This window comes from Rhizobium sp. P2_G2 (assembly GCF_056403555.1).
The window spans coordinates 13,279-37,467 of record NZ_JBFUFF010000022.1 but is presented as its reverse complement, the minus strand read 5'-3'; the positions used below and the strand labels follow the sequence as shown (position 1 = coordinate 37,467).

26 protein-coding genes are annotated in these 24,189 nt (G+C 61.4%); 12 read left to right on the top strand and 14 right to left on the bottom strand.

The window, feature by feature from the left end; translation table 11 throughout:
* Positions 1-5 precede the first annotated feature (5 nt).
* The 7 genes from AC1D06_RS17590 to pepT all read right to left on the bottom strand — a co-directional run bounded on the left by AC1D06_RS17590 (position 6) and on the right by pepT (position 5,884).
* Entirely contained in the window at positions 6-410 is a 405-nt protein-coding gene (locus AC1D06_RS17590; RefSeq protein ID WP_477987221.1) for a type II toxin-antitoxin system VapC family toxin, read from the bottom strand.
* Positions 407-664 (bottom strand): type II toxin-antitoxin system VapB family antitoxin, encoded by a 258-nt coding sequence (locus AC1D06_RS17585; RefSeq protein ID WP_477987220.1) that lies wholly within the window; start codon positions 662-664, stop codon positions 407-409. The genes AC1D06_RS17590 and AC1D06_RS17585 overlap by 4 nt, the downstream gene beginning before the upstream one ends.
* Before the next feature lie 259 nt (positions 665-923).
* Positions 924-1,523 carry a GNAT family N-acetyltransferase gene (locus AC1D06_RS17580; protein WP_477987219.1) on the bottom strand — a complete coding sequence of 200 codons (600 nt, stop codon included), beginning with the start codon at positions 1,521-1,523 and terminating at the stop codon, positions 924-926.
* 131 nt (positions 1,524-1,654) lie between these two features.
* A complete protein-coding gene (locus tag AC1D06_RS17575; protein ID WP_477987218.1) occupies positions 1,655-2,356 on the bottom strand; it encodes an SDR family NAD(P)-dependent oxidoreductase in 702 nt (233 codons plus the stop codon).
* Positions 2,353-2,772, bottom strand: a complete 420-nt coding sequence (locus AC1D06_RS17570) for a DOPA 4,5-dioxygenase family protein (RefSeq protein ID WP_477987217.1) — start codon at positions 2,770-2,772, stop codon at positions 2,353-2,355. Before AC1D06_RS17570 ends, AC1D06_RS17575 begins: the two co-directional genes overlap by 4 nt.
* 115 nt (positions 2,773-2,887) lie before the next feature.
* Positions 2,888-4,573 carry a hypothetical protein gene (locus tag AC1D06_RS17565; RefSeq protein ID WP_477987215.1) on the bottom strand — a complete coding sequence of 562 codons (1,686 nt, stop codon included), beginning with the start codon at positions 4,571-4,573 and terminating at the stop codon, positions 2,888-2,890.
* Between the two features lie 78 nt (positions 4,574-4,651).
* Positions 4,652-5,884, bottom strand: coding sequence for a peptidase T (pepT, locus tag AC1D06_RS17560; protein ID WP_477987214.1), 1,233 nt, complete (start codon positions 5,882-5,884; stop codon positions 4,652-4,654).
* Between the two features lie 218 nt (positions 5,885-6,102).
* On the opposite strand from pepT, the gene AC1D06_RS17555 reads away from it, so the two are divergent.
* The gene (locus AC1D06_RS17555) at positions 6,103-6,282 is read left to right on the top strand and encodes an AbrB/MazE/SpoVT family DNA-binding domain-containing protein (RefSeq protein WP_477987278.1); all 180 of its coding nucleotides are present in this window, start codon (positions 6,103-6,105) and stop codon (positions 6,280-6,282) included.
* A 69-nt stretch (positions 6,283-6,351) separates the two neighbouring features.
* On the opposite strand, the gene AC1D06_RS17550 is transcribed toward AC1D06_RS17555, so the two are convergent.
* The 5 genes from AC1D06_RS17550 to AC1D06_RS17530 all read right to left on the bottom strand — a co-directional run bounded on the left by AC1D06_RS17550 (position 6,352) and on the right by AC1D06_RS17530 (position 10,301).
* On the bottom strand, positions 6,352-6,993 hold the full coding sequence (locus AC1D06_RS17550; RefSeq protein ID WP_477987212.1) for a helix-turn-helix domain-containing protein: 642 nt from the start codon (positions 6,991-6,993) through the stop codon (positions 6,352-6,354).
* 81 nt (positions 6,994-7,074) lie between these two features.
* Entirely contained in the window at positions 7,075-7,419 is a 345-nt protein-coding gene (locus tag AC1D06_RS17545) for a hypothetical protein (protein ID WP_477987211.1), read from the bottom strand.
* Between the two features lie 84 nt (positions 7,420-7,503).
* Complete coding sequence (gene fixJ / locus AC1D06_RS17540) at positions 7,504-8,139, bottom strand: response regulator FixJ (RefSeq protein WP_477987210.1); 636 nt, start codon at positions 8,137-8,139, stop codon at positions 7,504-7,506.
* A complete protein-coding gene (locus AC1D06_RS17535; RefSeq protein ID WP_477987209.1) occupies positions 8,126-9,637 on the bottom strand; it encodes a PAS domain S-box protein in 1,512 nt (503 codons plus the stop codon). The genes fixJ and AC1D06_RS17535 overlap by 14 nt, the downstream gene beginning before the upstream one ends.
* A gap of 217 nt (positions 9,638-9,854) precedes the next feature.
* Positions 9,855-10,301, bottom strand: a complete 447-nt coding sequence (locus tag AC1D06_RS17530) for a pseudoazurin (protein ID WP_477987208.1) — start codon at positions 10,299-10,301, stop codon at positions 9,855-9,857.
* 413 nt (positions 10,302-10,714) lie between these two features.
* Between AC1D06_RS17530 and AC1D06_RS17525 the strand changes: the two genes are divergently transcribed.
* The 4 genes from AC1D06_RS17525 (at position 10,715) to AC1D06_RS17510 (ending at position 13,804) form a co-directional block, all read left to right on the top strand.
* Positions 10,715-11,239: a YcnI family copper-binding membrane protein gene (locus AC1D06_RS17525; protein ID WP_477987207.1), complete on the top strand. Its 525-nt coding sequence runs from the start codon at positions 10,715-10,717 to the stop codon at positions 11,237-11,239.
* Between the two features lie 21 nt (positions 11,240-11,260).
* Positions 11,261-12,865, top strand: a complete 1,605-nt coding sequence (locus tag AC1D06_RS17520) for a copper resistance CopC/CopD family protein (protein ID WP_477987206.1) — start codon at positions 11,261-11,263, stop codon at positions 12,863-12,865.
* 103 nt (positions 12,866-12,968) lie between these two features.
* Positions 12,969-13,514: a cytochrome c oxidase subunit 3 family protein gene (locus AC1D06_RS17515; protein WP_477987204.1), complete on the top strand. Its 546-nt coding sequence runs from the start codon at positions 12,969-12,971 to the stop codon at positions 13,512-13,514.
* A gap of 5 nt (positions 13,515-13,519) precedes the next feature.
* A complete protein-coding gene (locus tag AC1D06_RS17510; protein WP_477987203.1) occupies positions 13,520-13,804 on the top strand; it encodes a cytochrome C oxidase subunit IV family protein in 285 nt (94 codons plus the stop codon).
* Between the two features lie 58 nt (positions 13,805-13,862).
* On the opposite strand, the gene AC1D06_RS17505 is transcribed toward AC1D06_RS17510, so the two are convergent.
* On the bottom strand, positions 13,863-14,741 hold the full coding sequence (locus AC1D06_RS17505; protein ID WP_477987202.1) for a ferritin-like domain-containing protein: 879 nt from the start codon (positions 14,739-14,741) through the stop codon (positions 13,863-13,865).
* A 192-nt stretch (positions 14,742-14,933) separates the two neighbouring features.
* On the opposite strand from AC1D06_RS17505, the gene AC1D06_RS17500 reads away from it, so the two are divergent.
* The 7 genes from AC1D06_RS17500 to AC1D06_RS17470 are packed head-to-tail and all read left to right on the top strand — an operon-like array spanning position 14,934 to position 23,771.
* Complete coding sequence (locus AC1D06_RS17500; protein WP_477987201.1) at positions 14,934-17,141, top strand: 4Fe-4S binding protein; 2,208 nt, start codon at positions 14,934-14,936, stop codon at positions 17,139-17,141.
* A 45-nt stretch (positions 17,142-17,186) separates the two neighbouring features.
* Positions 17,187-19,109, top strand: coding sequence for a TAT-dependent nitrous-oxide reductase (nosZ, locus tag AC1D06_RS17495; RefSeq protein WP_477987199.1), 1,923 nt, complete (start codon positions 17,187-17,189; stop codon positions 19,107-19,109).
* Positions 19,109-20,479 (top strand): nitrous oxide reductase family maturation protein NosD, encoded by a 1,371-nt coding sequence (locus AC1D06_RS17490; RefSeq protein WP_477987198.1) that lies wholly within the window; start codon positions 19,109-19,111, stop codon positions 20,477-20,479. Before nosZ ends, AC1D06_RS17490 begins: the two co-directional genes overlap by 1 nt.
* On the top strand, positions 20,476-21,396 hold the full coding sequence (locus tag AC1D06_RS17485; protein WP_477987197.1) for an ABC transporter ATP-binding protein: 921 nt from the start codon (positions 20,476-20,478) through the stop codon (positions 21,394-21,396). Before AC1D06_RS17490 ends, AC1D06_RS17485 begins: the two co-directional genes overlap by 4 nt.
* Positions 21,393-22,220, top strand: coding sequence for an ABC transporter permease (locus AC1D06_RS17480; protein WP_477987196.1), 828 nt, complete (start codon positions 21,393-21,395; stop codon positions 22,218-22,220). Before AC1D06_RS17485 ends, AC1D06_RS17480 begins: the two co-directional genes overlap by 4 nt.
* The gene (locus AC1D06_RS17475; RefSeq protein ID WP_477987195.1) at positions 22,217-22,780 is read left to right on the top strand and encodes a nitrous oxide reductase accessory protein NosL; all 564 of its coding nucleotides are present in this window, start codon (positions 22,217-22,219) and stop codon (positions 22,778-22,780) included. The genes AC1D06_RS17480 and AC1D06_RS17475 overlap by 4 nt, the downstream gene beginning before the upstream one ends.
* Positions 22,773-23,771, top strand: coding sequence for an FAD:protein FMN transferase (locus AC1D06_RS17470; protein WP_477987194.1), 999 nt, complete (start codon positions 22,773-22,775; stop codon positions 23,769-23,771). The genes AC1D06_RS17475 and AC1D06_RS17470 overlap by 8 nt, the downstream gene beginning before the upstream one ends.
* Before the next feature lie 27 nt (positions 23,772-23,798).
* On the opposite strand, the gene AC1D06_RS17465 is transcribed toward AC1D06_RS17470, so the two are convergent.
* Positions 23,799-24,188 carry a DoxX family protein gene (locus AC1D06_RS17465; protein ID WP_477987193.1) on the bottom strand — a complete coding sequence of 130 codons (390 nt, stop codon included), beginning with the start codon at positions 24,186-24,188 and terminating at the stop codon, positions 23,799-23,801.
* Position 24,189 lies beyond the last annotated feature (1 nt).

The window sequence follows — 24,189 nt, the reverse complement described above, 5'->3', positions numbered from 1 at the left end:
CTTGGTCACAAGACTTTTGACGCCGAATGACATTTCACATCGGTTCTCGCGAAGTCGCCGCCCTTGAACAGCAGCGGAACGCCGGCGACACTCGCCACCGCATAGGAGAAGCAATCACCCATGTTCAGGCCCGCCGGATGCCGTCCTTTGCCGTAGCGCTCATAGGCACTCTCGGCAGCGCTAAAATGACTGCCGTCAAAGGCGACGGCAGTGACATTGGATGCTTCAGACAGACGCGAGACGATGTCACCGGCATTCGAAAAGCCTTTGACGGAGAGTACGATCCGTGTCTCGAAAAGTGTAGGCCAACCGATGAGGAGCATTTCCCGGCGCAGGACGTCCTTGAAAATCTCCGCTTCAGCCTCGTCGAGCGCAATCGCGAGAATAGCGGAAGTATCAATTGCGATCACCGTGGCAAACCATTGTCGTCATAGAGGTCGGCGTGATCGGAGACAGCGCCGGTCGGTATCCTGTGTCGTCCTTCGGACGCGATCTCCCAGACCGTATCGATGGAATGGCTATTGTCCCGCTGGCGTAGTTCGTCATCGTAGTGTTCGAGGGCTTGTTCGACGAGCTTGTTCACGGGCATGCCGGTGCGGTCGGCCAGAGCATGTGCGAGCGCCTTGGCCTTCGCGCTGCGTATGGAAAATTGCGGTTCGGACATGGATCGAGGTGCTCCCGATGGCGAGTTGCCCTAGAAGATAGCAATTGCAGATCGAGGCGGCAAGGAACCGGTGCGAGCGGTAATCGGGAGAGCCTCATCGATCCGGTTAGACGCCGGCTAGTCGAAATAGTTGTCGCGGCCATCATGTTGATCCGGCCGATGGTCAGTCCGGCAAACGCAATGTGCAGCGGCTTCTCGAGAAAATGTGACAAAACAATAACTTATAGCACTTCGCGTGAATCCTTGTTCGCCTGGCATGCTAAGACCTCGGCTTATCCAACTGCCATCGCAAGTTGGCCTTAACAGCGGGCCATTCTGAAGCGATGATGGAATAAACTGCCGTGTCCCGAATGGTGCCGTTTGCCATGATCATGTTGGAGCGAAGGATGCCGTCGAGTTTGGCCCCGAGCCGTTCGATTGCCCTCCTGCTTTGGAGGTTCATAAAATGCGTCCTGAATTCCACGCAGATGCAATCGAGTTTTTCAAAGGCGTGTTGCAATAACAGCAATTTGCACTCGGTGTTCAGCGATGAACGCTGCGCGGACTGACGGTACCAGGTTGCACCGATTTCGAGCCTTCTGTTTGCAGCATCGATGTTCATATAGGTGGTCATGCCGACCGCTTTGCCGCTTGCTCTTTCGATGACGGCAAATGGCAGCATCGAGCCGACAGTCTGCAGCTCGAGCCGTCTCGCAATCTCCGCTCCGATATTTTCCGGCTCCGGCACTTTCGTGTACCAAAGCCGGTGCAACTCGCCATCGGCGGCCGCTTCTACCAGGTCATCATGATGCTCCATCGCAAGCGGGACGACGGAGACGTGGTCGCCTTCGACAGAAAACCGGTCTGGCCAAACTGACATTCGAATTCTCCGAAATATGGGTCTTGATCCATTCGTTTATCGCCCGCTAGGGAAGTGACGAGCGTCTCGAATTAGAGCCTTTGGTCTCCACCGCAAATATCTGATTTTACTCGCATTTCTGCGGCCGATTGTCAGAATCTCTCGACCCAGGGCCGGATCTCGATCTCCCAGGACCAGACGCTGCGATGTTGGCGAAGCAGGTCGACATAGCATTGTGCAATCGCATCGGGATCGAGCGTGCTGTCCGGCTTGTCCGCGGGATCAGGGCGGTTCTCCGAGCGCACGCCGCCATCGACGACGACATGGGCAACATGGATGCCTTGTGGCGCCAGTTCTCGCGCGGCGCTTTGCGCCAGGCCTCTCAGCGCAAACTTGCCCATGGCAAAGGGGGCGGAGAGGGCGAAGCCCTTGACGCCGGCGGTGGCGCCGGTCAGCAGGATCGCGCCCTTGCCGGCCGGCAGCATGCGTTTGGCCGCCTGCTGTACGGTGTAGAAGGCGCCGAGTGCCGAGACGGTGACGGCTTTTTCGACCGCCGCCGGGTCGAGCTCGGCTATCGGACCGCGCAGACGGCCGCTTGCGTTGTAAACGACGATTTCCGGAGCGCCGATCCGCGCTTCCGTCTCGCTGAAAAGGCGTTCGACCTCAGCAGGGCTGGCGGCATCGACCGGCAATGCGATGGCACCCGTGTCACTGACCAGTGATGCGAGCTTGCCGACATTGCGGGCGGCGACCACGACGGGAATGTCGGCCGCGCGCAGCAGACGGGTGAGAGAGGCGCTGATGCCGGGGCCGGCGCCGATAATCAGCGCGCTGCGATAGGGAATGTCGGTCATGGCTTCACCGTTGGATGTGTGTTGGGGATGATTTCAGGCTCGGGTTCGGTCTCGTGCTCGGGCAGGGGCTCGGCATTGACGCCGAGGATTTCGCCGAGCCACATGGCATGGTTCAGGTGGTCGCTCCTGGGACGGCCGGTATTGGGATGGAGGAGCACGGCGAGGTCGCGACGGTTGAGCATCAGCCACGGCACGAACCGAACAAATTCGCCCGTCTGGAACGCCACCTGGTACATCGAGCGCATATGCGGCCCGACCGGTCGATCGTGCCAGCGGCCGAGAAGAACGGAGAAGCGCTCGCCAATCTCCTGGCGCAGGATTTCCGCCGCGGCGCGCTGCTCCGGCCCGTCAAAGTAGATATGGGCGTGATAGTTCTGGATCGCATCGATTGGCTGCGTCGGATCACCTGCTGGCATAGATATATTCCCCCGATCATCGAAAGGCCGGCGCTGCCTTGTTGGCCGGCCATGGATTAAATCTATGGAAGCCAGTCGCTGTTTCAAGCCTTCTTCGGCCTCGGCGAAGACTATCTTAGTGGCAGCAGTGATGCCCAATTTGCGCGCTTGTCCTGCACAGGCAGGAAGACGTGATCAGCACATCGACCCTGGCCAGCGCCTTGGCAAGCCTCGTCTGCTGAGCCGGCAATTCTTCGACGTCGTTGCGCAGTTTCAGGCATTCCACCAGCCCATGCAGCGCCCAGACATTGTCGGGATGCTGTGCGCAGCGCTGCACGCGGCCGCTCAGGCCGAGATCGTCGCGGTAAACCTGTTCGGCTTCCACGCTATGTCCTTGATCGAGAAGCAGGGCGGCGAGGGCATGGCGCGGCGGATGCATCCAGGCCCAGGGCTCCGTGTAAGACAGATTGTCGTCGAGCTCGACCGCGTGCCGGAGATGACTATAGGCGTCGTCGTGCCGGCCCTGGTGATAGGCGAGCTCGCCGTCGAGAAGGGCTGCGCCGACGGCAAGCGAGGCGCGCGTCGGATTGCTGAGGAAACGCCGTTCGGGCGCAATGCCCTCCATATGCCGGTGGAATCGCGCGCGTTCCTGCTCCGCGGCAGCAAAATTGCCAAGCGTCGCATGCGCGATGCCCTTGGCGTAATGCTGCATCGCCGCCGTCACCACATAGAGCGCCGGCTCCTCGGCCAAGGGCTCGTCGATGATCTCCTGCCAGCGGCCGAAGCGCACCATCACATGCGATTTCATCGCGTGGTAACCTTCTACCGTCTGGGTCAGTTTTGGCCGATCCGGCAGGCTGACGACGTCCCGCGTCACCAGGCTGCGCACCTTGTCGGCTGCCCAGAGTGCCGGCCGGTACTGGCCGAGGAACATGGAGGTATACATCATCAGATGCAGGTCGTGGCAGCAGCCGAGCAGATAATAGGTCGGCTCGGCGGCATAGGCGAGATAGAGATCGTTGGCCCGAACCGCCTTCTCGCTGGCAAGCCGGGCCTTCTCATAGTCGCCGCAGAGTACATAGATATGCCCCGGCATATGGTTCATATGTCCGGCATCGGGGCACATTTCACCGAGTTGGTCGGCCGAGCGGAGCCCACGCTCTGGCATGGCCGACATTTCCAGCAGGTGGATATGCAGGTGAAGGATGGCCGGATGCTGCGCCATTCCGGCTCCGTCCGCCAGCCGGATCGAGCGCTCGCAGACATCGAGCGCCTCCAGGACATCGGAATTCGGCGCCGGCTGCCCGGTTTTCAGGTTCCACAGGCGGCGCACGGTGCGCATCATCAGCGCCTCGACCAGCAGGGCCATCACATCGTGGTCATCGGGAAAGCTGGCATAGACCTGGCGCATCGCATCGGCGTAGGCGTCATCCCATTGCTCGAATTCCGGCGCCGTCACCCGATGCGGCTTCTGGAAGCGGCAGGCGAGGGCTTCGATCAATCGCTGTTCGACCGGACTGGCATGTGCGGCCCTGGCCCGGGCGAGCGCGACATACTCGAAGCAGCGTTTGGCCGCGCTTTCTGCTTCGGCTGCGCCCTGTTCCTTCCAGGTCAGATTATAGAAGAGGCCGGCGGCATAGGCGATACCCCAATGCACGAAGGCGCAGTCCGGATCGGTTTCGAGCGCCTTCTCGAAGCACTTGATGCCTTCCTCATGGTTGAAGCCGTAGCACCAGTTCAGGCCGATATCGAACCAGCGCTGCGTCTCCGCGGAGCGGGTGGAGATGGGGCGTCGATAGCTGCCGAGATTGAAGCGATCCATTCTGCCTTCGTCTCACATCATGTTTGCCAGCAAGCGCGTGAGGTCACGGGACGTTCTTACGAGGAGATCTCGCCAAGATCAGGCTCGTTCTTCCCAGATCTTGACGAGTTCGATCAACGTCTCGACGGTCTTTTCCATGTCCTGCCGGCTCACCCATTCGAGTGGCGAGTGGAACGCGTGGCCGCCGTCAAAAATATTGGCGCAAGGCAGGCCCATGAACGACAGGCGCGAGCCGTCGGTGCCGCCACGGATACTGCCGCGCCGGGGTGTGAGCCCGCTGCGCCGGGTGGCTTCCATGGCATTTTCGACGATTTCGGGATGGCGGTCGAGCACCGATTTCATGTTGCGATACTGCTGCCGTACCGTGAATGTGTGCCGAGAGCCGGGATAGTCTTTCATCACGTCGCGGACGATCTGCTCCAGCATCGCTTCTTTCTCTGCCAGGCCTTCTTCGATGAAATCGCGGACGATCAGCCCGATATTGGCTTTTTCCATCGAACCCGATAGCGAGACCGGATGGACGAAGCCTTCGCGCCCCGATGTTGTCTCGGGAGCCGTGTCGCGCGGCAGCCGGTCGATGATGGCGCTGGCGATCTTGATGGCGTTTTCCATCCGATCCTTGGCAAAGCCGGGATGGATGGCGACGCCCTGGATGGCGATCTCGACACCGTCGGCCGAGAACGTCTCGTCCTCGATATCTCCAATCGTGCTGCCGTCGACAGTGTAGGCGAAGGCCGCACCCAGCTTGGCGATATCGACCTTGTCGACGCCGCGGCCAATTTCTTCGTCGGGGGTGAACAGCACCTTGATCGTGCCATGCTTAACGCCGGGATTATCGACGAGGAATTGCGCCATGCTCATGATCGCGGCCACGCCCGCCTTGTCGTCGGCGCCGAGCAGGGTGGTGCCATCCGTGGTTATGATGTCGTTGCCGACCTGGTTGCTGAGCGCGGGATGCTCGGCCACGCGGATGACCTGCTGCGGATCGCCGGTCAGCCGGATGTCGCCGCCATCGTAATTCCTGACGATCTGCGGCTTGACATTGGTGCCGGTGAAGTCCGGCGCGGTGTCGACATGTGAGCAGAAGCAGATGACCGGAACGGCCTTCGTGTTATTGGCAGGAATGGTCGCATAGACATAGCCGTGCGCGTCGAGATGCGCATCCTTGACGCCGATCCCGAGAAGCTCGTCCACGAGCAGGCGGCTGAGATTCTTCTGCTTTTCGGTGGATGGCTGTGTTGTCGAGGTTGGGTCTGACTGGGTGTCGATGGTGACATAACGGAGGAAACGATCGACTACGGTGTCTGCCATCACAAAATCCTGCCCATGCTGAAACGACTGGCCCGGTATACAGCCGAGCGTGGCGTTTGTACCAGTCATTTCCATCCATTGCTGGAGAGCGGGGGAGGGGGCAGGGCTGCAAAAGCACAATTCGTCTGCCGCCCTGCCGGCTCACTCTAAGCATTTGACATTGATCTGGGGCCACCAAATAATACCTTTCCGCGTGTAGAAACTATAAGGAGGTTGTCCTGGCGACGACCGTCACAGCGAAGGGCCGGGTTGCGATTCCGAAAACAGTTCGGGACTTACGCGGCATAGCGCCCACGGATAAGCAAAGGCCGGCAAGCCGCTTCCAGAAACTGCGCGGTCATGCTGGCGCAGGGCTCGGCACCGATGCGATCATGGCGCTGCCGCGCGGCGAGGCGTGACCACCTTGTAGGATGTTTTCAGCGCATCCAGGACTTGGGTGCCTTTCTCAAAGCGGCTATTATGGCGTCTTACTGGCACAGCTTGCGCAAATGCTCAGGCTTCAAAACCTCGACGCAGCGGCTCGAATGCAGCCGGAGGATGCCGGCGGAACGGAGCTTTGTCAGGTTCCGGGACACCGTCTCGATCGTCATGCCCAGATAATCGCCGATATCGTTGCGGGTCATCGGCAGATCGATCTGATCCTGGTCGCCCTGGCGTTCCATAAGGTCGACCAGGAAGACCGCGAGCTTCTCGACAGCGCTCTGGCGGCCGACGACGAGGAGATGTTCCTGCGCGCGCGCCATTCCGCGCAGCGCCGTCGCCATGAGTTCCGGCGAGCACGCGTCATATTCTCCGGCTTCCATGGTCCGCAGTCCGGTCTCCACTGTGGTTTCGGCGAAAAAGCCGCGGTTGCGGTCGGCCTCGAAGCCAAAGGTTTCGCCCGCCAGATGGAAGGCAACCACCTGCCGCCGGCCATCTGAGAGCAGCCGGAAGATCCGCACGGCGCCGAAGGCGATGTGGTAGAGCGTGCCCGAACGTTCGCCTTGGGCATAGATTTCGCTGTCGGCGGCGAAAAGCGCAATCCGGTGGGTGCGGGTCTGCGGCAGCCTCTCGGCAGTGGCGATGTGGCGTGCGATTGGGTGATAAGCCGTCTGGGCCGCTGCGTACATGGTTCAATCCCCTTCTTGATGGTGAGAGGATGATGCCCGATGCGGGAACGGCGCGAAATTCGGTCGTTCCACTACGGGTTACTACGTAGCGCTGACCCTGAGGGTGGCGAGCGCCATCACGATATCGGGTCCTGCGAGCGGCTTATGCAGGATGAAGACGTTGTCGCGTTCGGGCGCCTGGGTTCCGTTGTCGGCAAGAAGGATGACCGGCACATCGGCGGCGATGCTTTGCAGGCAGGCTTCGCGATCCTTTTGGGCCAAGCAGCCGTCAAGGACCACACAGAGCGCCATCAACGCCCGCTCACGGGCGCTCCTCCAGGAACTGAATGTTTCGACCGGGTGGCCATATGCTTCGAGCGCAAACGCAAGCGACCGGAGCAAAGCCGGATCGCTGACTATGGCGACAATGGCAGGCTTGGTCGACAATCGGACACCATGGACATTGACCGCAGAAACTGCGGCGGACTGTCCAATCAATCACCCAAAGGGCGGATGCCGCTTTGTCCTGCGTCAAGTCTTTCGATTGTTGCCGGAATCGGTGCCGATCGCCAGCGACATCCGAACCAGGTCGGGCAGGCTGCGCGCCTTCATCTTGGTCATGACATTGGCACGGTGCACTTCGACGGTGCGCGGACTGATATCGAGATTGAAGGCGATTGCCTTGTTTGGCTGGCCAGCCACGACCGCCTCCAGCACCTGGCGTTCGCGGTCACTGAGCGTGGCAATGCGCGCGCGAATGTCATCGGCGGACTCCGCCGGACCCGAATCGTCTGACAGGCGCTCGGCGGCGCGACGGATCGCATCCATGATGACGACATCGTCGAACGGCTTCTCGATGAAATCCACGGCCCCGGCTTTCATCGCCTCGACCGCGAGCGGCACATCGCCGTGTCCGGTGATCACGATCGCGGGAATGCCCTTGCCGACCGACGACAGCCTGCCGATCAGGTCGATGCCGCTCATGTCAGGCATTCTCAGGTCGGTGACCAGTACGGCCTGGCGCAGGCCGGCGGCGAGATCGGCAAATGTCGACGCGGATTCGTGCACCCTGACGGCAAAGCCGTTCATTGTCAGCATGAAGGCGAGGGACTTCCTGACCGCCTCTTCGTCATCGACAATATGGACGGTGAAATCATCGATCGGCATCTTCTTCCTCGTCATATATCGGCAGCGTGAAACTGAAGCTCGCGCCGCCCAGCACACTGCGGGAGGCTGTCATCTGGCCCCCATGCGCCTCGATAATGCGCTTCGATATGGAAAGCCCGACGCCCATGCCTCCTGCCTTGGTGGTGGTGAACGGCTTGAACAGCTCGGCGGCGATTTCCTCGGCAATGCCGGGACCTGAATCTTCCACGACCACCGCGACGTCCCGCTCCTGGGGTTTGATCTGCACCCTGAGCTCTTTGTACGGCGTGTCCTTCATCGCTTCGACGGCATTGCGCATGAGGTTGGTCATGACCTGCTGGATCTGAACGCGATCGACCAGGACAAGGTCCGTGCCAGACGCAAATTCGAAGACGGACCGGACACCCTTCTCGCGCGAGCCGACCAGAGCCAATGCTCCCGCTTCCTCGATCAGCTGTCTGAGATTCTGCGGCGTCTGTTCCGTCTCTCCCTTGGTGACGAACTCGCGCAGATGCCTGATGATCTGGCCCGCCCGTAAGCTCTGCTGGCCCGCCTCCTTCAAGGCGTCGCGCAGCCGCTCGGCTTTTTCGCCCTCCCAGTCCTGTAATAGCCGCGCACTTCCATGGACGTAGTTGGCGATGGCCGACAGGGGTTGATTGAGCTCGTGGGCCAGGGTGGAGGCCATTTCTCCCATCTCGTTGAGGCGGGCCAGCCGCGCCAGTTCGGTTTGCACTTCCTGCAGCCGCGCGGCCGACTCCTCACGCTCGGTGAGGTCGCGGACAAAACCGGTGAAATAGCTGCGACCGCCGGTGCGCATCTCGCCGACGGCGAGTTTCATCGGAAAGGTCGAGCCGTCCTTTCTTTGGCCGACGACGACGCGGTCGGTGCCGATGATGCGTTTCTCACCGGTGGAAAGATATCGTTGCAGATAGCCGTCATGTTCCTGACGGTATGGCTGAGGCATCAGCATGCGGAGGTTCTGGCCGACGACCTCCTCCTCCGAGTAGCCGAACTGCCTGACGGCGGCGGCGTTGAAGGAAACGATGGTGCCGTCCTGTTCGCTGACGATCGTGGCATCCAGCACCGTGTCGAGGATCGACCGGAGATGAGCCTCCCTGGTGTCGAGCGCCTCTTGGGCTTTGGCGATACCGTTGCGCGTTGCATGGAGTAGTTGGGCCAGAACTGCGATGGTAATGTCGACGAAAACGAAGACCAGTAGTTCCGGGAACTGAACTCCGCCAGTAGTCAACGAGCGGAGATAGACCACCGAAAGTATGGATAGCAGCACCGCCAGGCAACCGGGCCCGATGCCGCCGACGATCGAAGCAAGCAGGATGGTTGGGACGAAGAGGATGTAGATCGCGCGGTCGTCGAGCACGCCGATGAGAAAGTATCTGAGAACGAAAGCGACCAGGACGGCCGTTACGGCGAGCGCGTAGCCATAGCGCCGCGGCCAGTTCCTGCGCAGGACGAAGTTCGATACTGCGCGGGCAATACCGCTTTCACCGCTCGACATCATCCCTGCTATCCGCGATCCCCGCTCATGCCTGCCCGCATGCCATTGTCTGGCCGATGAATATCATGCACGGTACGGGCAGTCTACGCAGGAAGATGAGGTTCGCGGCGGATTCGGAAGGGCGGGGGAGGAGTGCGACTACACATTCAGGCGATCGCACCAAAAGAAACGCCCGCGCGGGAGAAAGGTCGCGCGGGCGCCGGATTGTCTTGGAATTCAGTTACTTCGCGGCTGCGGCGAGGTCGGCGTCGAGACGCTTGCGTGCCACCGGCGGCATCTTGGCGCTCTTGACGGCGTCGATGTTGGACTTGGGATCGCCGACCACGATCAGACCGACCATGCCCATCGGCATGTGCGGGGAGCATTTGACCACATAGGCGCCCTCGACGTCGAAGGTGATCTTGATCGTCTCGTTCATCTTGCCCTTGAAGGGCTTGGCGCCGGCCGGCAGGAGGTCCTTGTAGGTCTCGGCATTGTGGCCCTTGTCGGTCGGAACGAATGTGACGGTGTCGCCCTTGGCGATCTTCGTCAGGCCGGGTTCGAACACCATCATGCCGTCCTTGCCCTTGTTCAGCAGATGGACTTCGAAATCCGCGGCGACGGCGTAGGATGCCATCATGGCCATTGCTATCGTCATTCCGATCACTGCGGTTGCCAGCTTTTTCATTTCAATACTCCTGTTTGCGAAGATGTCTGACTTCGTGGCAGCCAATTTACTGTCCGCGCCGACTGGCTCTTTGACGTAAGACAAACATTTCGGTGTTTGCCGGATACGTCGCGGCCGATCATGGCAAAGCAAATTAGGGAACGAGGGAGGACCGTCCGCCGTAGCCCTGCCCTCGTTTGCGCTTCTTGAGAAGTGCGTGCCCAGAATAGGGCGGCAGATCGCGTCTTCTTTGTCTTGGGTCAAACAGGACTATGAAAGGTTGAGCGGCAAATTCGGATTAACTTGATGCGGGACAAAGTCTGACGGGTCGGCCTCAGCATATCCAATGGACGCCGCGCCCAAGAAGTGGCGTCGTAGCATCAACCGGACCGAACGCTCTCCCGCCGACGGTCGTGCCCGAAGGACCAGATCGAATGTCCGTTCTCAAGATTTCCCTGGCTGCCGCTGTCCTCAGCGCAGTCGTTGCCCTGCCAGCGGTAGCGCATATCTCGCTGGAAGTCCCGACAGCCAAGGCCAATTCCAACTACAAGGCAATTCTCCGCGTGCCGCATGGCTGCGACGGCAAGGCGACCGTAGCGATCCGGGTCCGCCTGCCGGAAGGTATCATCTCCGTGAAGCCGATGCCGAAGCCGGGTTGGAAGATCGACAAGACGCTCGGCGAATATGCCAAGGCCTACGAGCACTATGGCGAGCAGGAGAAGAGCGGCGTGCGCGAATTGATCTGGTCCGGCGGCAACCTGCCCGACGACGAATATGACGAATTCGTTTTCCGTGCCTATGTCACGGACGCGTTTAAACCCGGGCAGGCGATTGCGTTTCCGGTCGTGCAGGAATGCGAAGGTGGTGCTACGACGCGCTGGATCGAAGTACCTGCGCCGGGCAAGACAGCTGAGGATTACGAGCACCCGGCGCCCGCGATAACCGTCATCAACAAGTAAGACAGGGACGGAGCGCAGGCGATGTCGTCGACGCACGGACTTTTTCGCGCCGCATTCATCGCCTTGCTGACCATGTCGGCGCTTCTCCTGTTCCTTCCACGGCAGGCAACCGCCCACGCCGTCTTGCTGTCGTCCTCTCCGGCACAAGGCGAGGTGCTCGCCGCAGCACCGCCTCGGTTGACGTTGCGATTCTCCGAACCCGTCAGCCATGTCGTCCTCACGCTGGTGGATCGCGTCGGCAAGTCCGTTGATCTCGACGCCGTGACCTCGGGAAGCGAGGTGGCCGCGCGCCTGGAGCGGCCGCTCGATGCCGGCACCTATGCTCTCAACTGGCGCGCCGTCTCCGAAGACGGGCATCCGGTGCGGGCGGCAGTGATTTTTTCGATCGGCCGGAAGGACGCTATCCAGGATATGGGCGCGCTTTCGGACCATGGCGACGCGACATCCATCCTGACCTGGGCGGTGAAATTCGGCTTTTATTGCTGCTGTCTTTTCGGCGTGGGCGGTGTCTTCTTCGCATTCTGGATTGGCGGCGCGCCGCCCGGCCGTGCCTGCGCGGCGCTGCTCGGGGGAGCGGGCGTCTGCGCGGTGATTCTGGTCGGTCTTTTGGGCGTCGAGGAAACGGGATCGTCGTTGGCTGGACTGATGGCGATGGGACCATGGACGGCGGCACTCGACAGCAGCCTTGCCAGGTCGATGGCGTTGGTGGCCGTGTCTTTGTTCCTCTCGTTTGCGGCGATCGGCCGGCCGAGCGCGGGGCGGAACCTTTCCCTGACCGCGCTGACAATTCTCGGACCCGGCTTTGCCCTGACCGGGCATGCCTCGGACGCCGGGATCAAGTGGCTTTCGTTCGCTGCATTGTCTCTCCATGTCTGCGCCGCCTGCTTCTGGGCCGGCGCCTTGCCTCGCCTGTGGTTTCTCCTCGGACCGGGGCGTCCCGGGCGGGATGGGGCGCTACGCCGGTTTTCGATGGCCATTCCGTATTCGGTCACCGTGATCGTGCTGGCAGGAGCCTATCTCGCATCCGTTCAATTGGGGGCTCCGGAAGCGTTGTGGGGTACTGCCTATGGCAGGGTCCTCATAGGCAAACTCGTTCTGGTCGTGTCCGCCTTGCTGCTCGGCGGCTTCAACCGCATCTGGCTCACGAATGGGGTTGTGGATGGACATGCCGGGGCCGCGCGGTCGATGAGGAGGATCGTGGCGGCAGAAATCGCGTTGATCGTTCTTGTCCTCGGCGTCACCTCGCTCTGGCGGTTCACGGCGCCGCCCCGCGCGCTCGCATTGATGCCACCCGTATCGACCTCGCTGCACCTGCATCAGCCGGYGGCTATGGCCACATTGTCGTTCCGGACGACGTCCGATCTCCGTTTCGATGTCGATGTGTCGCTGACGAAGGGGGAATTCTACCCGCTCGATCCGCGCGAACTCACACTGAGGATGTCATCGGCCGATGGCGCCATCGCTCCCTTCAAGATTCCGCTGCGGAGGAAATCCAAAGGCTTCTGGAGCGCGGAGCATGTCCAGGCGCCATGCGACTGCGAATGGAACCTTCGCCTCCAGGTCCTCGTCTCCGAGTTCGACATGGTCGACCTGGACGGCAAGATCAGGTTGTTGCCAAGGCAGTAGCGGCTGCCTGATTCGCGCGACCGATACGAACTTCCTTGCGCTCGCGCAAAGAAGCCAGCCATCGGCAGCGATAAATACCGCCAACAAGCGGAGATTATGAAATATGGCGGTTGTCGAAGACGTCAGTGAAAGCGCAGACTCAGGCGGAGACCTGGTCCTCTGGGTTCTGGTGTGGTGCGAGCTGGTCGCGTTCGGCGCGCTGCTCGGCGGCTTCATGGTGATGTCTTTCCTGCACCCGGAAAGCTTCTCCCTGGCAAAACTTCATCTGAACGGGCGGCTGGCAAGCGTGAGCACGCTCGTGCTGATCACCAGCAGCTGGCTTGCTGCGGAGGCGGCACGCACCAGGAGCGAACGGATCATGCGGCTGGCGCTGCTTGGCGCTGCGGCGCTCGGTTTCGTCTTCGCCGGCGTCAAGCTGGCTGAATATGGCGGGGAGCTGCGTTTTGTCGGCGACGCGACGTTCCACGTCTTCTTCGATCTCTATTTCATCATCACCGGGTTTCACCTCGCCCATGTGGCACTGCTCGGCCTGGTCATGCTGATTATTGCATATCGGCCGGAGCGTTCGAATGTCGCCCTGGTCGCCACTGTCTGGCACGTCGTCACCATCGTCTGGCTGGTCATTTTCCCCGTCGTCTATCTCGGATAAGCGAAATGCAGAACAACAACTCGACATGGCTTATGGGCACGGCCACAGTATTGATGCTCGTCGCAGCCGTCGCCGCCCTGATCGCCGCACAATGGAACCACGAGGCGCTTCCGTTCGCCGCGCTCGGCGCGATCCTCGTCCTTTCGGTCGTGAAATCGCGCCTGGTGGTGATGGACTTCATAGGTCTTCGGGGTGCCCGCCCAACGCTCTCCGCAGCGCTCGTCGCGTGGCCGGCGTTTTTTGCTCTCGTCACCGCCGCAAAGGCCGCTTTCGTCGTCCTCGGCAATTGAAGGATAGGGGCGCTTTGGCGCCCGCCGTCCGCGCCGGCATAGTTGCGGCGGTTGGGTATCAGCCGCTCATTTCATTCCGTAATGGCAGTCGACCCGCTTCCTTCAAGCTGCGCAGCGTCCTCAGACAGGCGACCAGTTGGGCGGCGAACAGACGCGCGCGGCCGGCGTCCTCTTCATTTTTGGCGCGGTCTCCGATGTCGAGATACCAATCGAGCAGATATTCGTTCAACGGCAACGCCTCGACGATCTTTGTGGGATCGATCTTATAGGGCGGCCTCATGTTGAACGGATGAAGAGCGACGGATTCACCTCTGGCATGCGCTTCCCGCAGATGGTCTCGCAAAGTCGTCGCCCCATTCGGCGAAATCGTCGCCACCACCGCCTTGATCTGCCGGCGAAGCTCTTGCTCGAGGGCGTTCAGGGTGACCTTGACGTCGGGACTGCCGGCTCTCTCGATGTGAAAGGCCTTGCGACGTTCTCTTCTGAGCGTCGAAATATGCCCCAATTCTTCCCTGGCCATTCGCTCGGCTGCTTCCTTGATCGCATCGGATTTTGCATGGGCCGAGACATAGGTCCAAAAGGCGAAGGCGCGTTCCTCATTGCGAACGGCCGTCGAGAAAGCGCGATAGGCGGACATCAGTTCCGGCGCCACGGTTGCGGCGCCTTCATCCTGGAACAGGTCATCCGGAGCCGCGGCCGCGATGTCGATCCCATCTCGTCCCGACGTTTGTTGCCATTCATCCACTTTGCTCAGATGTCCAGTTTCTTCCACGACCAATGAATTGAACACTGCGGCGAGATCGGGCCGTCCCATCGTGCTCATGCGCCGACTGAGCGCCTCGTAGCCTTCTACAGCTTGCCGCTCCATGGCGCGCGCGATGGCAAGCAATTGGTCCAGTGACGCGAGTTCCCAGGGATCGGGGTTTGTCGGCGACATCGCAATTCTCCCTTTGACATTCTTCCGCAGCGCCGCAGCGAGCGGCATGCTGATAGATGTCGCAGAAGTTACGATCGAAATATTTGTCTTGGGACAAAGACCGAATGCGCAACTCGCCTAATTTCAGGCCCGACAACGGGTCGAAATCTGGAGAGATGCAGGTCAATGCGGAATTCGGGAAAAACTTGGGCCATGAGGGTCGCGGGCATCCTGCTCGCCGCGGTCTGTGTTTCCCTCTTGATGTTATCATCGGCGTTCGCGGCGAGCCAACTGCCCGCCTATCTCAGTAAGGTTCAGCCGGGAGAACTGTTCCAGGGCGCCGACCGGTTCGGCGATCTCAGGGGCGAGCCGCCCATCGCGCCTGTCTATCGCGGCCAGCAACTTGTCGGCTACGCCTATCTCAATTCCGATTTTACCAACTCGATCGGCTACTCGGGCAAGCCCATCCATGTCGCCGTCGGCATCGATCCAACGGGCGTCGTCCGCGGCTTCAAGCTCATCGATCATCACGAGCCGATCGTTCTGGTCGGCATACCGCAGGCCAAAGTGGTAGCCGCGGTGAACTCGATCGTCGGCAAGAACCTTACAGGCGTCGCGGCAGGCACCGAGCATCCGCCCCAGGTCGATATCGTCAGCGGGGCCACGGTGACGGTGCTTGTCATGAGTGACAGCATCGTGCGGTCCGCTGTCTCGCTGATCCGGAGCGGCCGGCTGAGCGAAAGCGGCGCGGTGACCGCAGCGGCCTTGCCGGATGTGCGGAAGCTCGACCTCGCCAAGGACAAGGTGACCGACTGGCAGACTTTGCTGGGCGACGGTTCGATCCGCAGCCTGCATTTGACCGTCGGCGAAGTCTCGAAGGCCTTCCAGGACGCGAAACACGCCGATGCCGCCGCCCGCCCGGAAACGGCAAATCCCGGCGATCACTTCGTAGATCTCTATGTCGCTCCGGTCAGCGTTCCTGCGATCGGCAAGACGCTTCTCGGCGAAGACGCCTATCGGCGGCTGGCGGCAAACCTCAAGCCCGGCCAGTCGGCCATTCTCGTCGCTGGCGACGGAGCCTATTCGTTCAAAGGCTCTGCCTATGTCCGAGGCGGAATCTTCGATCGCATCGAGCTTTTGCAGAACGATCAGGGGGTGCGCTTCCGCGACCGCAATCACACGAGATTGGCGGGGCTCGCGCCCGCGGATGCCCCTCAATTGCGGGATGTCGACTTGTTCGTCGTGCCGGCCGAGTTCTCGCTCGACGTCACCGAGCCGTGGGAATTGCAGCTGCTGGTGCAGCGGAGCGTCGGCGCGCGTGACAAGCAGTTCATCCCGTTCGATCTCGGATACACGCTTCCGGCGGCCTATTATACGGTGACGAAAGCGACTGTCCCCGCGGCCCCGGTCGTGAAGCCTGCGGCCATCAACGCCACGCCGGATGAGCAGCCTTTGTGGATGCGCATCTGGAACATGGACCGCGTATCCGTCGCCGTCACCGCCGCGGCGCTGTTGATCCTCACCGCAATCTTCTTTTTCCAGGACTGGCTGGTCAAGCGTCCGAAGCTGTTCGCCTGGGTGCGCAAAGGCTACCTGCTCTTCACCCTGGTCTGGCTTGGCTGGTATGCCGGTGCCCAGCTTTCGGTGGTCAATGTCCTGACATTCACCAATGCGCTGGTCACCAATTTCAGCTGGGAATTCTTCCTCGCCGCACCCCTGATCTTCATCCTCTGGGCGGCGGTGGCGGCAGGCCTGTTGTTCTGGGGACGTGGGCCCTTCTGCGGCTGGCTCTGCCCTTTCGGTGCGCTGCAAGAGCTTCTCGGCAAGGTGGCCCAGCGCCTGAAGGTACCGCAGGTCAAGCTGCCCTGGGGCCTGCACGAGCGGCTGTGGCCGATCAAGTACATTATCTTCCTCGGCCTGTTCGGCATGTCGCTCTACTCGATGTCCTATGCCGAAATGCTGTCCGAGGTGGAACCGTTCAAGACGGCGATCGTGCTGAAATTCGTCCGCGACTGGCCGTTCGTAATATTTGCCTTCGCCCTGCTGATTGCCAGCCTGTTCATCGAGAGGTTCTACTGCCGCTATCTCTGCCCTCTCGGCGCTGCTCTCGCCATTCCCGGCCGCATCCGCATGTTCGAATGGCTGAAGCGCTATCCCGATTGCGGCTCACCCTGCCAGCGCTGCTCGAAGGAATGCCCTGTCCAGGCGATCCATCCCGAAGGGCAGATCAATGTCAACGAATGCATCTACTGCATGCATTGCCAGGAACTCTATCACGACGACCAGCGATGCCCGCACATGATCCAGGTTCGGCTGAAACGCGAGAAATTCAAGGCGTTGTCGACCCCGGAATCGCGCGGCGAAAAGCCGACGCCACGAACCGTGATCACGCATAACGGCGAACCGATCACCCGCTCTTAAATCGGCGCCGGACATCGGGTCCGGGCCAAAATGAAGGAAGCAGACATGTCAAACGAAGAGAAAGACCAACCAAAACTGAACAGGCGGCAGCTGCTCGGCACGACCGCTGCTGCAGCCGCCGCTGGAGTCGCGACGGCAGGCGGTGCGCTCACGTTTTCGGGCGGCTTCGCGACACCCGTCAAGGCGGCGACCCGCTCCGGGCAGAGCGCCGAAGTCAAGCCGGGCGAACTGGACCAGTATTACACCTTCTTCTCGAGCGGCCAGTCAGGCGAGTTGCGTATCGTCGGTCTCCCGTCCATGCGGGAACTGATGCGCGTTCCGGTCTTCAACCGCTGCAGCGCCACGGGCTGGGGCCTGACGAATGAAAGCCGTAAGGTCCTGACCGAAGGTCTTCTGCCGCGCACGGTCGAACTCCTCAAGGACCGCGGCGGCGTCTATCACAACGGCGACCTTCACCACCCGCATCCCTCCTTCACCGACGGTACTTATGACGGCCGCTATCTGTTTGCCAATGACAAGGCCAACACGCGTGTCGCTCGCATTCGTCTCGACGTGATGAAGTGCGATAAGATCATCGAGCTGCCCAACCAGCACACCGTGCATGGTCTGCGCGTGCAGAAATATCCGCGGACCGGCTATGTGTTCGCCAATGGCGAAGACGGCGTGCCGCTGCCGAACGACGGCAAGGTGCTGGACGATCCCAAGCAGTACCGCGCGATCTTCAGCGCCATTGACGGCGACACGATGAAGGTCGCCTGGCAGGTCATGGTCGACGGAAATCTCGACAATGTCGATGCCGACTACCAGGGCAAATACTGCTACGCGACCTGCTACAATTCCGAGAACGGCGTCAATCTGGCGGAGATGACGGCCAAGGACCAGGACTGGGTCGTGGTCTTCAACATCAAGCGGATCGAGGAAGCGGTCAAGAAGGGCGACTTCAAGGAGATGAACGGCGTGCCGGTCATCGACGGACGCCACGGCTCGCGCTACACCCGCTATATCCCGGTATCGAACGGTCCGCATGGCATGAACACCGCACCGGATGGCATTCATGCCATGGCGGCGGGCAAGCTGTCGCCCACAGTCACGGTGTTCGATGTGCGCAAGTTCGACGATCTGTTCGACGACAAGATCAAGCCGCGCGACACGGTCGTGGCCGAGCCGCAGCTGGGTCTCGGACCGTTGCACACTGCCTTCGACGGCCGTGGCAATGCCTATACGACGCTCTTCCTCGACAGCCAGATCTGCAAGTGGAACATCGAGGACGCAATCCGCGCGTTCAATGGCGAAAAGGTCGATCCGATCCGGCAGAAGCTCGACGTCAGCTACCAGCCGGGCCATAATCACAGCTCGATGGGCCAGACCAAGGAAGCCGACGGCAAGTGGCTGCTGTCGCTCAACAAGTTCTCCAAGGACCGCTACCTCAATGTCGGCCCGCTCAAGCCGGAGAACGACCAGCTGATCGACATATCGGGCGATGAGATGGTGCTCGTGCACGACAGCCCGTCCTTTGCCGAGCCGCATGACGCGACGATTGTGCATGCCTCGAAGATCAACCCGATCAGCATCTGGAAGCGCGACGACCCGATGTTCGCTGACGCGGTCGAACAGGCCAAGAAGGACAAGATCGACCTGATGACGGATTCGGACGTGATCCGCGACGGCGACAAAGTGCGCGTCTACATGACGTCTTCCGCGCCGGCCTTCGGGCTGGAATCCTTCAAGGTCAAGGAAGGCGACGAGGTCACTGTCTACGTCACCAATATCGACGAAGTCGAAGACCTGACCCACGGCTTTGCCATCATCAACTACGGCATCAACATGGAGGTCGCGCCGCAGGCCACTGCTTCGGTGACCTTCAAGGCGAGCAAGCCGGGCGTCTACTGGTACTATTGCAGCTGGTTCTGCCATGCCATGCACATGGAGATGAAGGGCCGGATGCTGGTCGAGCCGCAGTCAGCGTGATGGCGCGCGCGGTAATCATCATGATGGTGGCCCTCTGGGCCGCCATCGCATCGTCCGCCATTGCCGCGGACCGGATCGTGACGCCGTCGGATCGGCTGACGCTGTCGGCTGTCGTCGAACAGGCGGCCGCTGGCGACCGCATCCTGCTTAGGCCGGGCCAGTACCGGGGCCGGATCATCATCAAAAAGGCTCTGACCATCGCGGGCGACTCCGGCGCTGCGATCGTGGGCGACAATACCGGCACCGTGATCACCATTGACGCAGCCGGCGTCACCCTTCGCGGCCTCGATATCAGCGGTTCGGGCATGGACCTCGAAACCATGGATTCCGGCGTGTTCGCGACGCAGGCCGCGACGGGCGCGGTCATTGAGGACAACACCGTCACCGGCAATCTTTACGGCATCTACATCCACGGAGCCGCGAAGTCGCTGACCCGCCACAACAAGATCGTCGGCTTGAAGACGGCGCGCCTGAGCGAGTCCGGAAACGGCGTGACCGTATGGAACGCTCCGGGCGCCGAGGTGGTCGACAACGACATCAGTTTCGGCCGCGACGGCATCGCCACCAATGCCAGCAAGCACAATGTCTTCAGCGGCAACCGGTTCACCAATGTCCGTTTCGCCATTCACTACATGTACACGAACGACAGCGAGATCCGCGACAACGTGTCGATCGGAAACCTGGTCGGCTACGCGATCATGTTCTCCAGTCATCTCAAGATCATAGACAATCTGTCGGACGGCGACCGCGACCACGGACTGCTGCTGAATTTCGCCAACAACTCGCTTGTGACCGGCAATAGAATTCGGGGACACCTGCAGCCCGAAAGCCGCTGGGCGATGGCTGGCAACCGCGCTTCGCCGGACATGGTGACCGACAACACCTCGACGCAGGAAGAGGGAGACCAGTCGGATTTCCGCCCCGGTCCTGAAAAATGCGTCTTCATCTACAATGCCAACAAGAACCGCATTACCGGCAACGAATTCAACGGCTGCGCCATCGGCATCCACTTCACGGCCGGTTCGGAAGGCAATGTCATCAGCGGCAATGCCTTCATCAACAACCGGACCCAGGTCAAATATGCCGGCACGCGCTATGTCGACTGGTCGGACAAGGGCAGGGGTAATTACTGGAGCGACAACCAGGCCTTCGATCTCGATGGCGACGGCATCGGCGACAACCCCTATCGGCCGAACGACCTGGTGGACAAGGTGCTCTGGACGTCGCCGCAGGCCAAGGTGCTGACCACCAGCCCGGCGGTCCAGGTCATCCGATGGGCGCAGGCGCAATTCCCAGCCATCCTTCCCGGCGGCGTGACCGACAGCCATCCCTTGATGACACCTCCGAAAATCGAGGAGAAACAGCAATGACCAAACCCACGGTCGTCTTGTCCGGTGTGGCGAAGCGCTATGGAAACGTCGACGCGGTGAAGGATGTCTCCTTCACGCTCAACGAAGGCGAAACGGTCGCCCTCGTCGGCCACAACGGCGCGGGCAAGACCACGATCATCAAAATGCTGCTTGGGCTTATCCGTCCGTCCTCCGGTACTGTCGAGGTTCTCGGAGAAGACCCCGCGAGAGGCGATTTCGTGGTGCGCCAGCGGCTCGGCTATCTGCCCGAAAGCGTGGCCTTCCATATGGCGCTGACCGGGCGCGAGACGCTGGCATTCTATGCTCGCTTGAAGCGGGTCGACATGGCGTACGCGCCGGAACTTCTCGACCGCGTCGGGCTTGCGCCTGAGGCCGCCGACCGCCCCGTGCGGACCTATTCGAAAGGCATGCGGCAGCGATTGGGCCTTGCGCAGGCACTGCTCGGCCAACCGCGCATCCTGCTTCTGGACGAGCCAACGAGCGGCCTCGATCCGGCGCTGCGGCACAGGGTCTACGACGTGCTGGCGGAACTCCGCGCGACAGGGGCCACGATCCTGCTCTCCTCGCACGCTCTGTCGGAGCTCGAGGACCGCGCCGACCGTGTCATGATCATCAATGAGGGCGTCAAGATCGCCGACGGCACATTGGACAGCCTGCGCGGCCTTGCCCGCCTGCCGACCCGCATCAGCCTGACGTTGGCCGGCGACGGTACCGCGAGGAAGCGCGAGTTCGGCGGCGTCGCCTGGACCGCTAGGGGCGGCAACTCGATCGAGACCGAGGTCGCGATGGAAGACAAGATCGTGCTGCTGAAAGAGGTCACCGCCAATCCCGCCGATATCGCCGCCCTTCACGTGACAGAGCCAACGCTGGACGACCTCTACGCGCATTTTCTGAACGCAAGGAAGGCAGCCCAATGATCAACATCCTCATCGTTGCCCGCAAGGAGATCCGCGAGGGCCTGCGCAATCGCTGGGTCGTCTCGACGACGCTGCTTCTTGCGGCGCTCGCGCTGACGCTCACTTTTCTCGGAAGCGCGCCGACGGGCAATGTCGGCGTCGACCCGCTCGACGTCGTCATCGTCAGCCTTTCCAGCCTGACGATCTTCCTTGTGCCGCTGATCGCGCTGCTCCTGTCGCATGACGCGATCGTCGGCGAGATGGAGCGGGGCACCATGCTGCTGCTCCTGAGCTATCCGGTCGGCAGGAACCAGGTCATCTTGGGAAAATTCCTCGGCCATGTCGCTATCCTTGGCTTTGCGACGCTCTTCGGCTACGGCGCTGCGGCAATTGCCCTGGTCGCGATGGGCGCGGATATCGACGCCGGCAGCTGGACGTCGTTCCTGTCCATGCTCGGTTCGTCCGTTCTGCTGGGTGCGGTCTTCCTGGCGGTCGGCTACCTCGTCAGCACGCTCGTCCGTGAGCGCAGCACTGCGGGCGGCATTGCCATCGGCATATGGCTGGTCTTCGTCCTGATCTACGACATGGCGCTCCTCGGAGCGCTGGTCGCTGCGGGAGGCCATGCGCTTCCGGCAGGGCTTCTCGATGCGCTCCTGCTTCTCAACCCCGCCGATGCCTATCGTTTGCTGAATCTCGGATCCGGCGGGGCGAGCGCGCTTTCGGGCATGGGTGGTATCGCCGAACATACCGGCCTCACGGCCACGGTCCTTGTCGCCGCACTCTGCCTGTGGACGGTTCTTCCGCTCGCGCTCGCCGCAGCAACTTTCTCAAGGAGAGAGCTATGAAATATTTCTGGATGCTGGCGCCGTTCCTGTCGGCGCTGTTGGTTGCCGGTTGCGACAACGAGGGGAAAGCCACGCCCCCGCCGCCCTTCGCCCTGACGGCCGATGCTGTGGGCCGGTATTGCGGGATGAACGTGCTCGAACATGCCGGACCAAAAGGGCAGGTCATCCTCGACGCCAAGGTCGGTGAACCCATCTGGTTTTCGTCGGCGCGGGACACTTTGGCGTTCACCATGCTGCCGGAGGAGCCGAAGGATTACGTCGCCATCTATGTCTCCGACATGGCCAAAGCGCCGAGCTGGGAAAAGCCCGGCACGACAAACTGGGTGGATGCGAGAAAAGCCTTCTACGTCATCGGCAGCACGATGCGCGGCAGCATGGGCAACGAAGAGACAGTGCCGTTCTCGATCCGCGATGCCGCGGCCAAGTTTGCACTCAAGAATGGCGGGCGGGTCGTCACCTTCGACCAGGTGCCGCATGACTATGTCCTCGGCTCCGGCGCAGACGCGCCCAAGGACGATGCCCCGGCCGCGTCGGATGTGAAGGGACAGAACAATGGCTAGAAATTTCAGCCGCCGCCGGGCGATCATGATCTTCGCGGCGATGGCCGGTTTGCCCTTGTTGTCGCGCGCGCGGGCAGCGACGGCTCGGGCACCGATCACCTGGACCGGGCAGGCGCTTGGCGCGCCGGCGACTTTGATTTTGAACCATGTCGACAGTGTAGCGGGCAACCGGCTGATCGAGCGCGTCACCGCGGAAGTGTCACGCCTGGAGGCGATTTTCAGCCTCTACAGAGAGGATTCGGCCATTTCCATCCTCAACAAGACCGGCGTGCTTGTCGCTCCTCCGGCGGAAATGGTCTCGCTGCTTCAAACTTGTCGCCGCTTCTGGAGCGCAACTGCCGGCGCGTTCGATCCGACCGTCCAACCGCTCTGGAGCCTTTACCGGGATCATTTCACAGCCCCAAACCCCGATCCTTCCGGGCCGCTGGCATCGGAGATAGGCCGGGTGCTGACGCGCGTCGGTTTCGATGCCGTGGCGTTCGACTATGACCGTGTCGTCCTCCCCAAGGGAGCGGCGTTGACGCTTAACGGCGTCGCCCAAGGCTTCATAACCGACCGGATCGTCGATCTCTTGCGCGACGCCGGGGTGACGAGCAGCCTTGTGGATATGGGCGAGGACCGCGCCATCGGCGCCAAGGCGGACGGCAGCCCATGGAGGGTCGGCCTCGCGGAACATGAAGACGATGCTCACCCCGACCAGATTCTCGACATTGTTGACCGGGCAGTCGCCACATCCAGCGCCGAGGGTTTTCATTTCGACGACGCGGGACGGTTCGGCCACATCCTCGATCCGCGCGATGGCAGTGCACCGACGCTCTACAGGCGGATGAGCGTCGTGGCCGACGATGCGACGACAGCCGACGCGATGTCGACTGCGTTCACCTTAATGGACGAAGATGCGATCGCGTCCGTGGTCGATGCCTCGCCCGCGCTGACCGTCGATTTCGTCAATGCCAGCGGTGTTCACAGGCGCCTGGCGGCACGCGTCTGACGCCCGCCATGTCGCCCACAACTGCTGTCAGCTCTTCCTATTGTCGATGGCCAACGCGCCGGGGCCGGCGATGAAAAGAAAAAGGAAGGTGAAGCAGAACAGCACGGCGGCATCGCCGCCATTGTTGGCGGGGAAGAAGTTCTGCGGATTATGGACCATGAAATAGGCGACTGCCATATTGCCCGACAGGAGGAAGGCGGCGGGGCGGGTGAGAAGCCCAAGCGCAATCAAGAGACCGCCGACGGCTTCGAGTACACCCTGGACAAGAAACAAGGTTGGAAGCGGTCCGCCCTGGCCACCCATCGGAAAGCCGAACAGCTTTTGGGTGCCATGCTCGAGGTAAAGAAGTCCGGTCATGATGCGGAGGGCTGTCAGGGCGTAGGGCCAATATACGCTGAGCCGGTCGAAAAGAGGCATG

What these genes read in the sequence shown, in the direction of transcription:
- AC1D06_RS17585 (WP_477987220.1), bottom strand. Translation starts at nt 664, where the DNA reads ATGTCCGAACCGCAATTTTCCATACGCAGCGCGAAGGCCAAGGCGCTC.
- AC1D06_RS17580 (WP_477987219.1), bottom strand. Translation starts at nt 1,523, where the DNA reads ATGTCAGTTTGGCCAGACCGGTTTTCTGTCGAAGGCGACCACGTCTCC.
- AC1D06_RS17575 (WP_477987218.1), bottom strand. Translation starts at nt 2,356, where the DNA reads ATGACCGACATTCCCTATCGCAGCGCGCTGATTATCGGCGCCGGCCCC.
- AC1D06_RS17570 (WP_477987217.1), bottom strand. Translation starts at nt 2,772, where the DNA reads ATGCCAGCAGGTGATCCGACGCAGCCAATCGATGCGATCCAGAACTAT.
- AC1D06_RS17565 (WP_477987215.1), bottom strand. Translation starts at nt 4,573, where the DNA reads ATGGATCGCTTCAATCTCGGCAGCTATCGACGCCCCATCTCCACCCGC.
- pepT (WP_477987214.1), bottom strand. Translation starts at nt 5,884, where the DNA reads ATGGCAGACACCGTAGTCGATCGTTTCCTCCGTTATGTCACCATCGAC.
- AC1D06_RS17550 (WP_477987212.1), bottom strand. Translation starts at nt 6,993, where the DNA reads ATGTACGCAGCGGCCCAGACGGCTTATCACCCAATCGCACGCCACATC.
- fixJ (WP_477987210.1), bottom strand. Translation starts at nt 8,139, where the DNA reads ATGCCGATCGATGATTTCACCGTCCATATTGTCGATGACGAAGAGGCG.
- AC1D06_RS17535 (WP_477987209.1), bottom strand. Translation starts at nt 9,637, where the DNA reads ATGATGTCGAGCGGTGAAAGCGGTATTGCCCGCGCAGTATCGAACTTC.
- AC1D06_RS17530 (WP_477987208.1), bottom strand. Translation starts at nt 10,301, where the DNA reads ATGAAAAAGCTGGCAACCGCAGTGATCGGAATGACGATAGCAATGGCC.
- AC1D06_RS17525 (WP_477987207.1), top strand. Translation starts at nt 10,715, where the DNA reads ATGTCCGTTCTCAAGATTTCCCTGGCTGCCGCTGTCCTCAGCGCAGTC.
- AC1D06_RS17515 (WP_477987204.1), top strand. Translation starts at nt 12,969, where the DNA reads ATGGCGGTTGTCGAAGACGTCAGTGAAAGCGCAGACTCAGGCGGAGAC.
- AC1D06_RS17510 (WP_477987203.1), top strand. Translation starts at nt 13,520, where the DNA reads ATGCAGAACAACAACTCGACATGGCTTATGGGCACGGCCACAGTATTG.
- AC1D06_RS17505 (WP_477987202.1), bottom strand. Translation starts at nt 14,741, where the DNA reads ATGTCGCCGACAAACCCCGATCCCTGGGAACTCGCGTCACTGGACCAA.
- AC1D06_RS17500 (WP_477987201.1), top strand. Translation starts at nt 14,934, where the DNA reads ATGAGGGTCGCGGGCATCCTGCTCGCCGCGGTCTGTGTTTCCCTCTTG.
- nosZ (WP_477987199.1), top strand. Translation starts at nt 17,187, where the DNA reads ATGTCAAACGAAGAGAAAGACCAACCAAAACTGAACAGGCGGCAGCTG.
- AC1D06_RS17490 (WP_477987198.1), top strand. Translation starts at nt 19,109, where the DNA reads ATGGCGCGCGCGGTAATCATCATGATGGTGGCCCTCTGGGCCGCCATC.
- AC1D06_RS17485 (WP_477987197.1), top strand. Translation starts at nt 20,476, where the DNA reads ATGACCAAACCCACGGTCGTCTTGTCCGGTGTGGCGAAGCGCTATGGA.
- AC1D06_RS17480 (WP_477987196.1), top strand. Translation starts at nt 21,393, where the DNA reads ATGATCAACATCCTCATCGTTGCCCGCAAGGAGATCCGCGAGGGCCTG.
- AC1D06_RS17475 (WP_477987195.1), top strand. Translation starts at nt 22,217, where the DNA reads ATGAAATATTTCTGGATGCTGGCGCCGTTCCTGTCGGCGCTGTTGGTT.
- AC1D06_RS17470 (WP_477987194.1), top strand. Translation starts at nt 22,773, where the DNA reads ATGGCTAGAAATTTCAGCCGCCGCCGGGCGATCATGATCTTCGCGGCG.
- AC1D06_RS17465 (WP_477987193.1), bottom strand. Translation starts at nt 24,188, where the DNA reads ATGCCTCTTTTCGACCGGCTCAGCGTATATTGGCCCTACGCCCTGACA.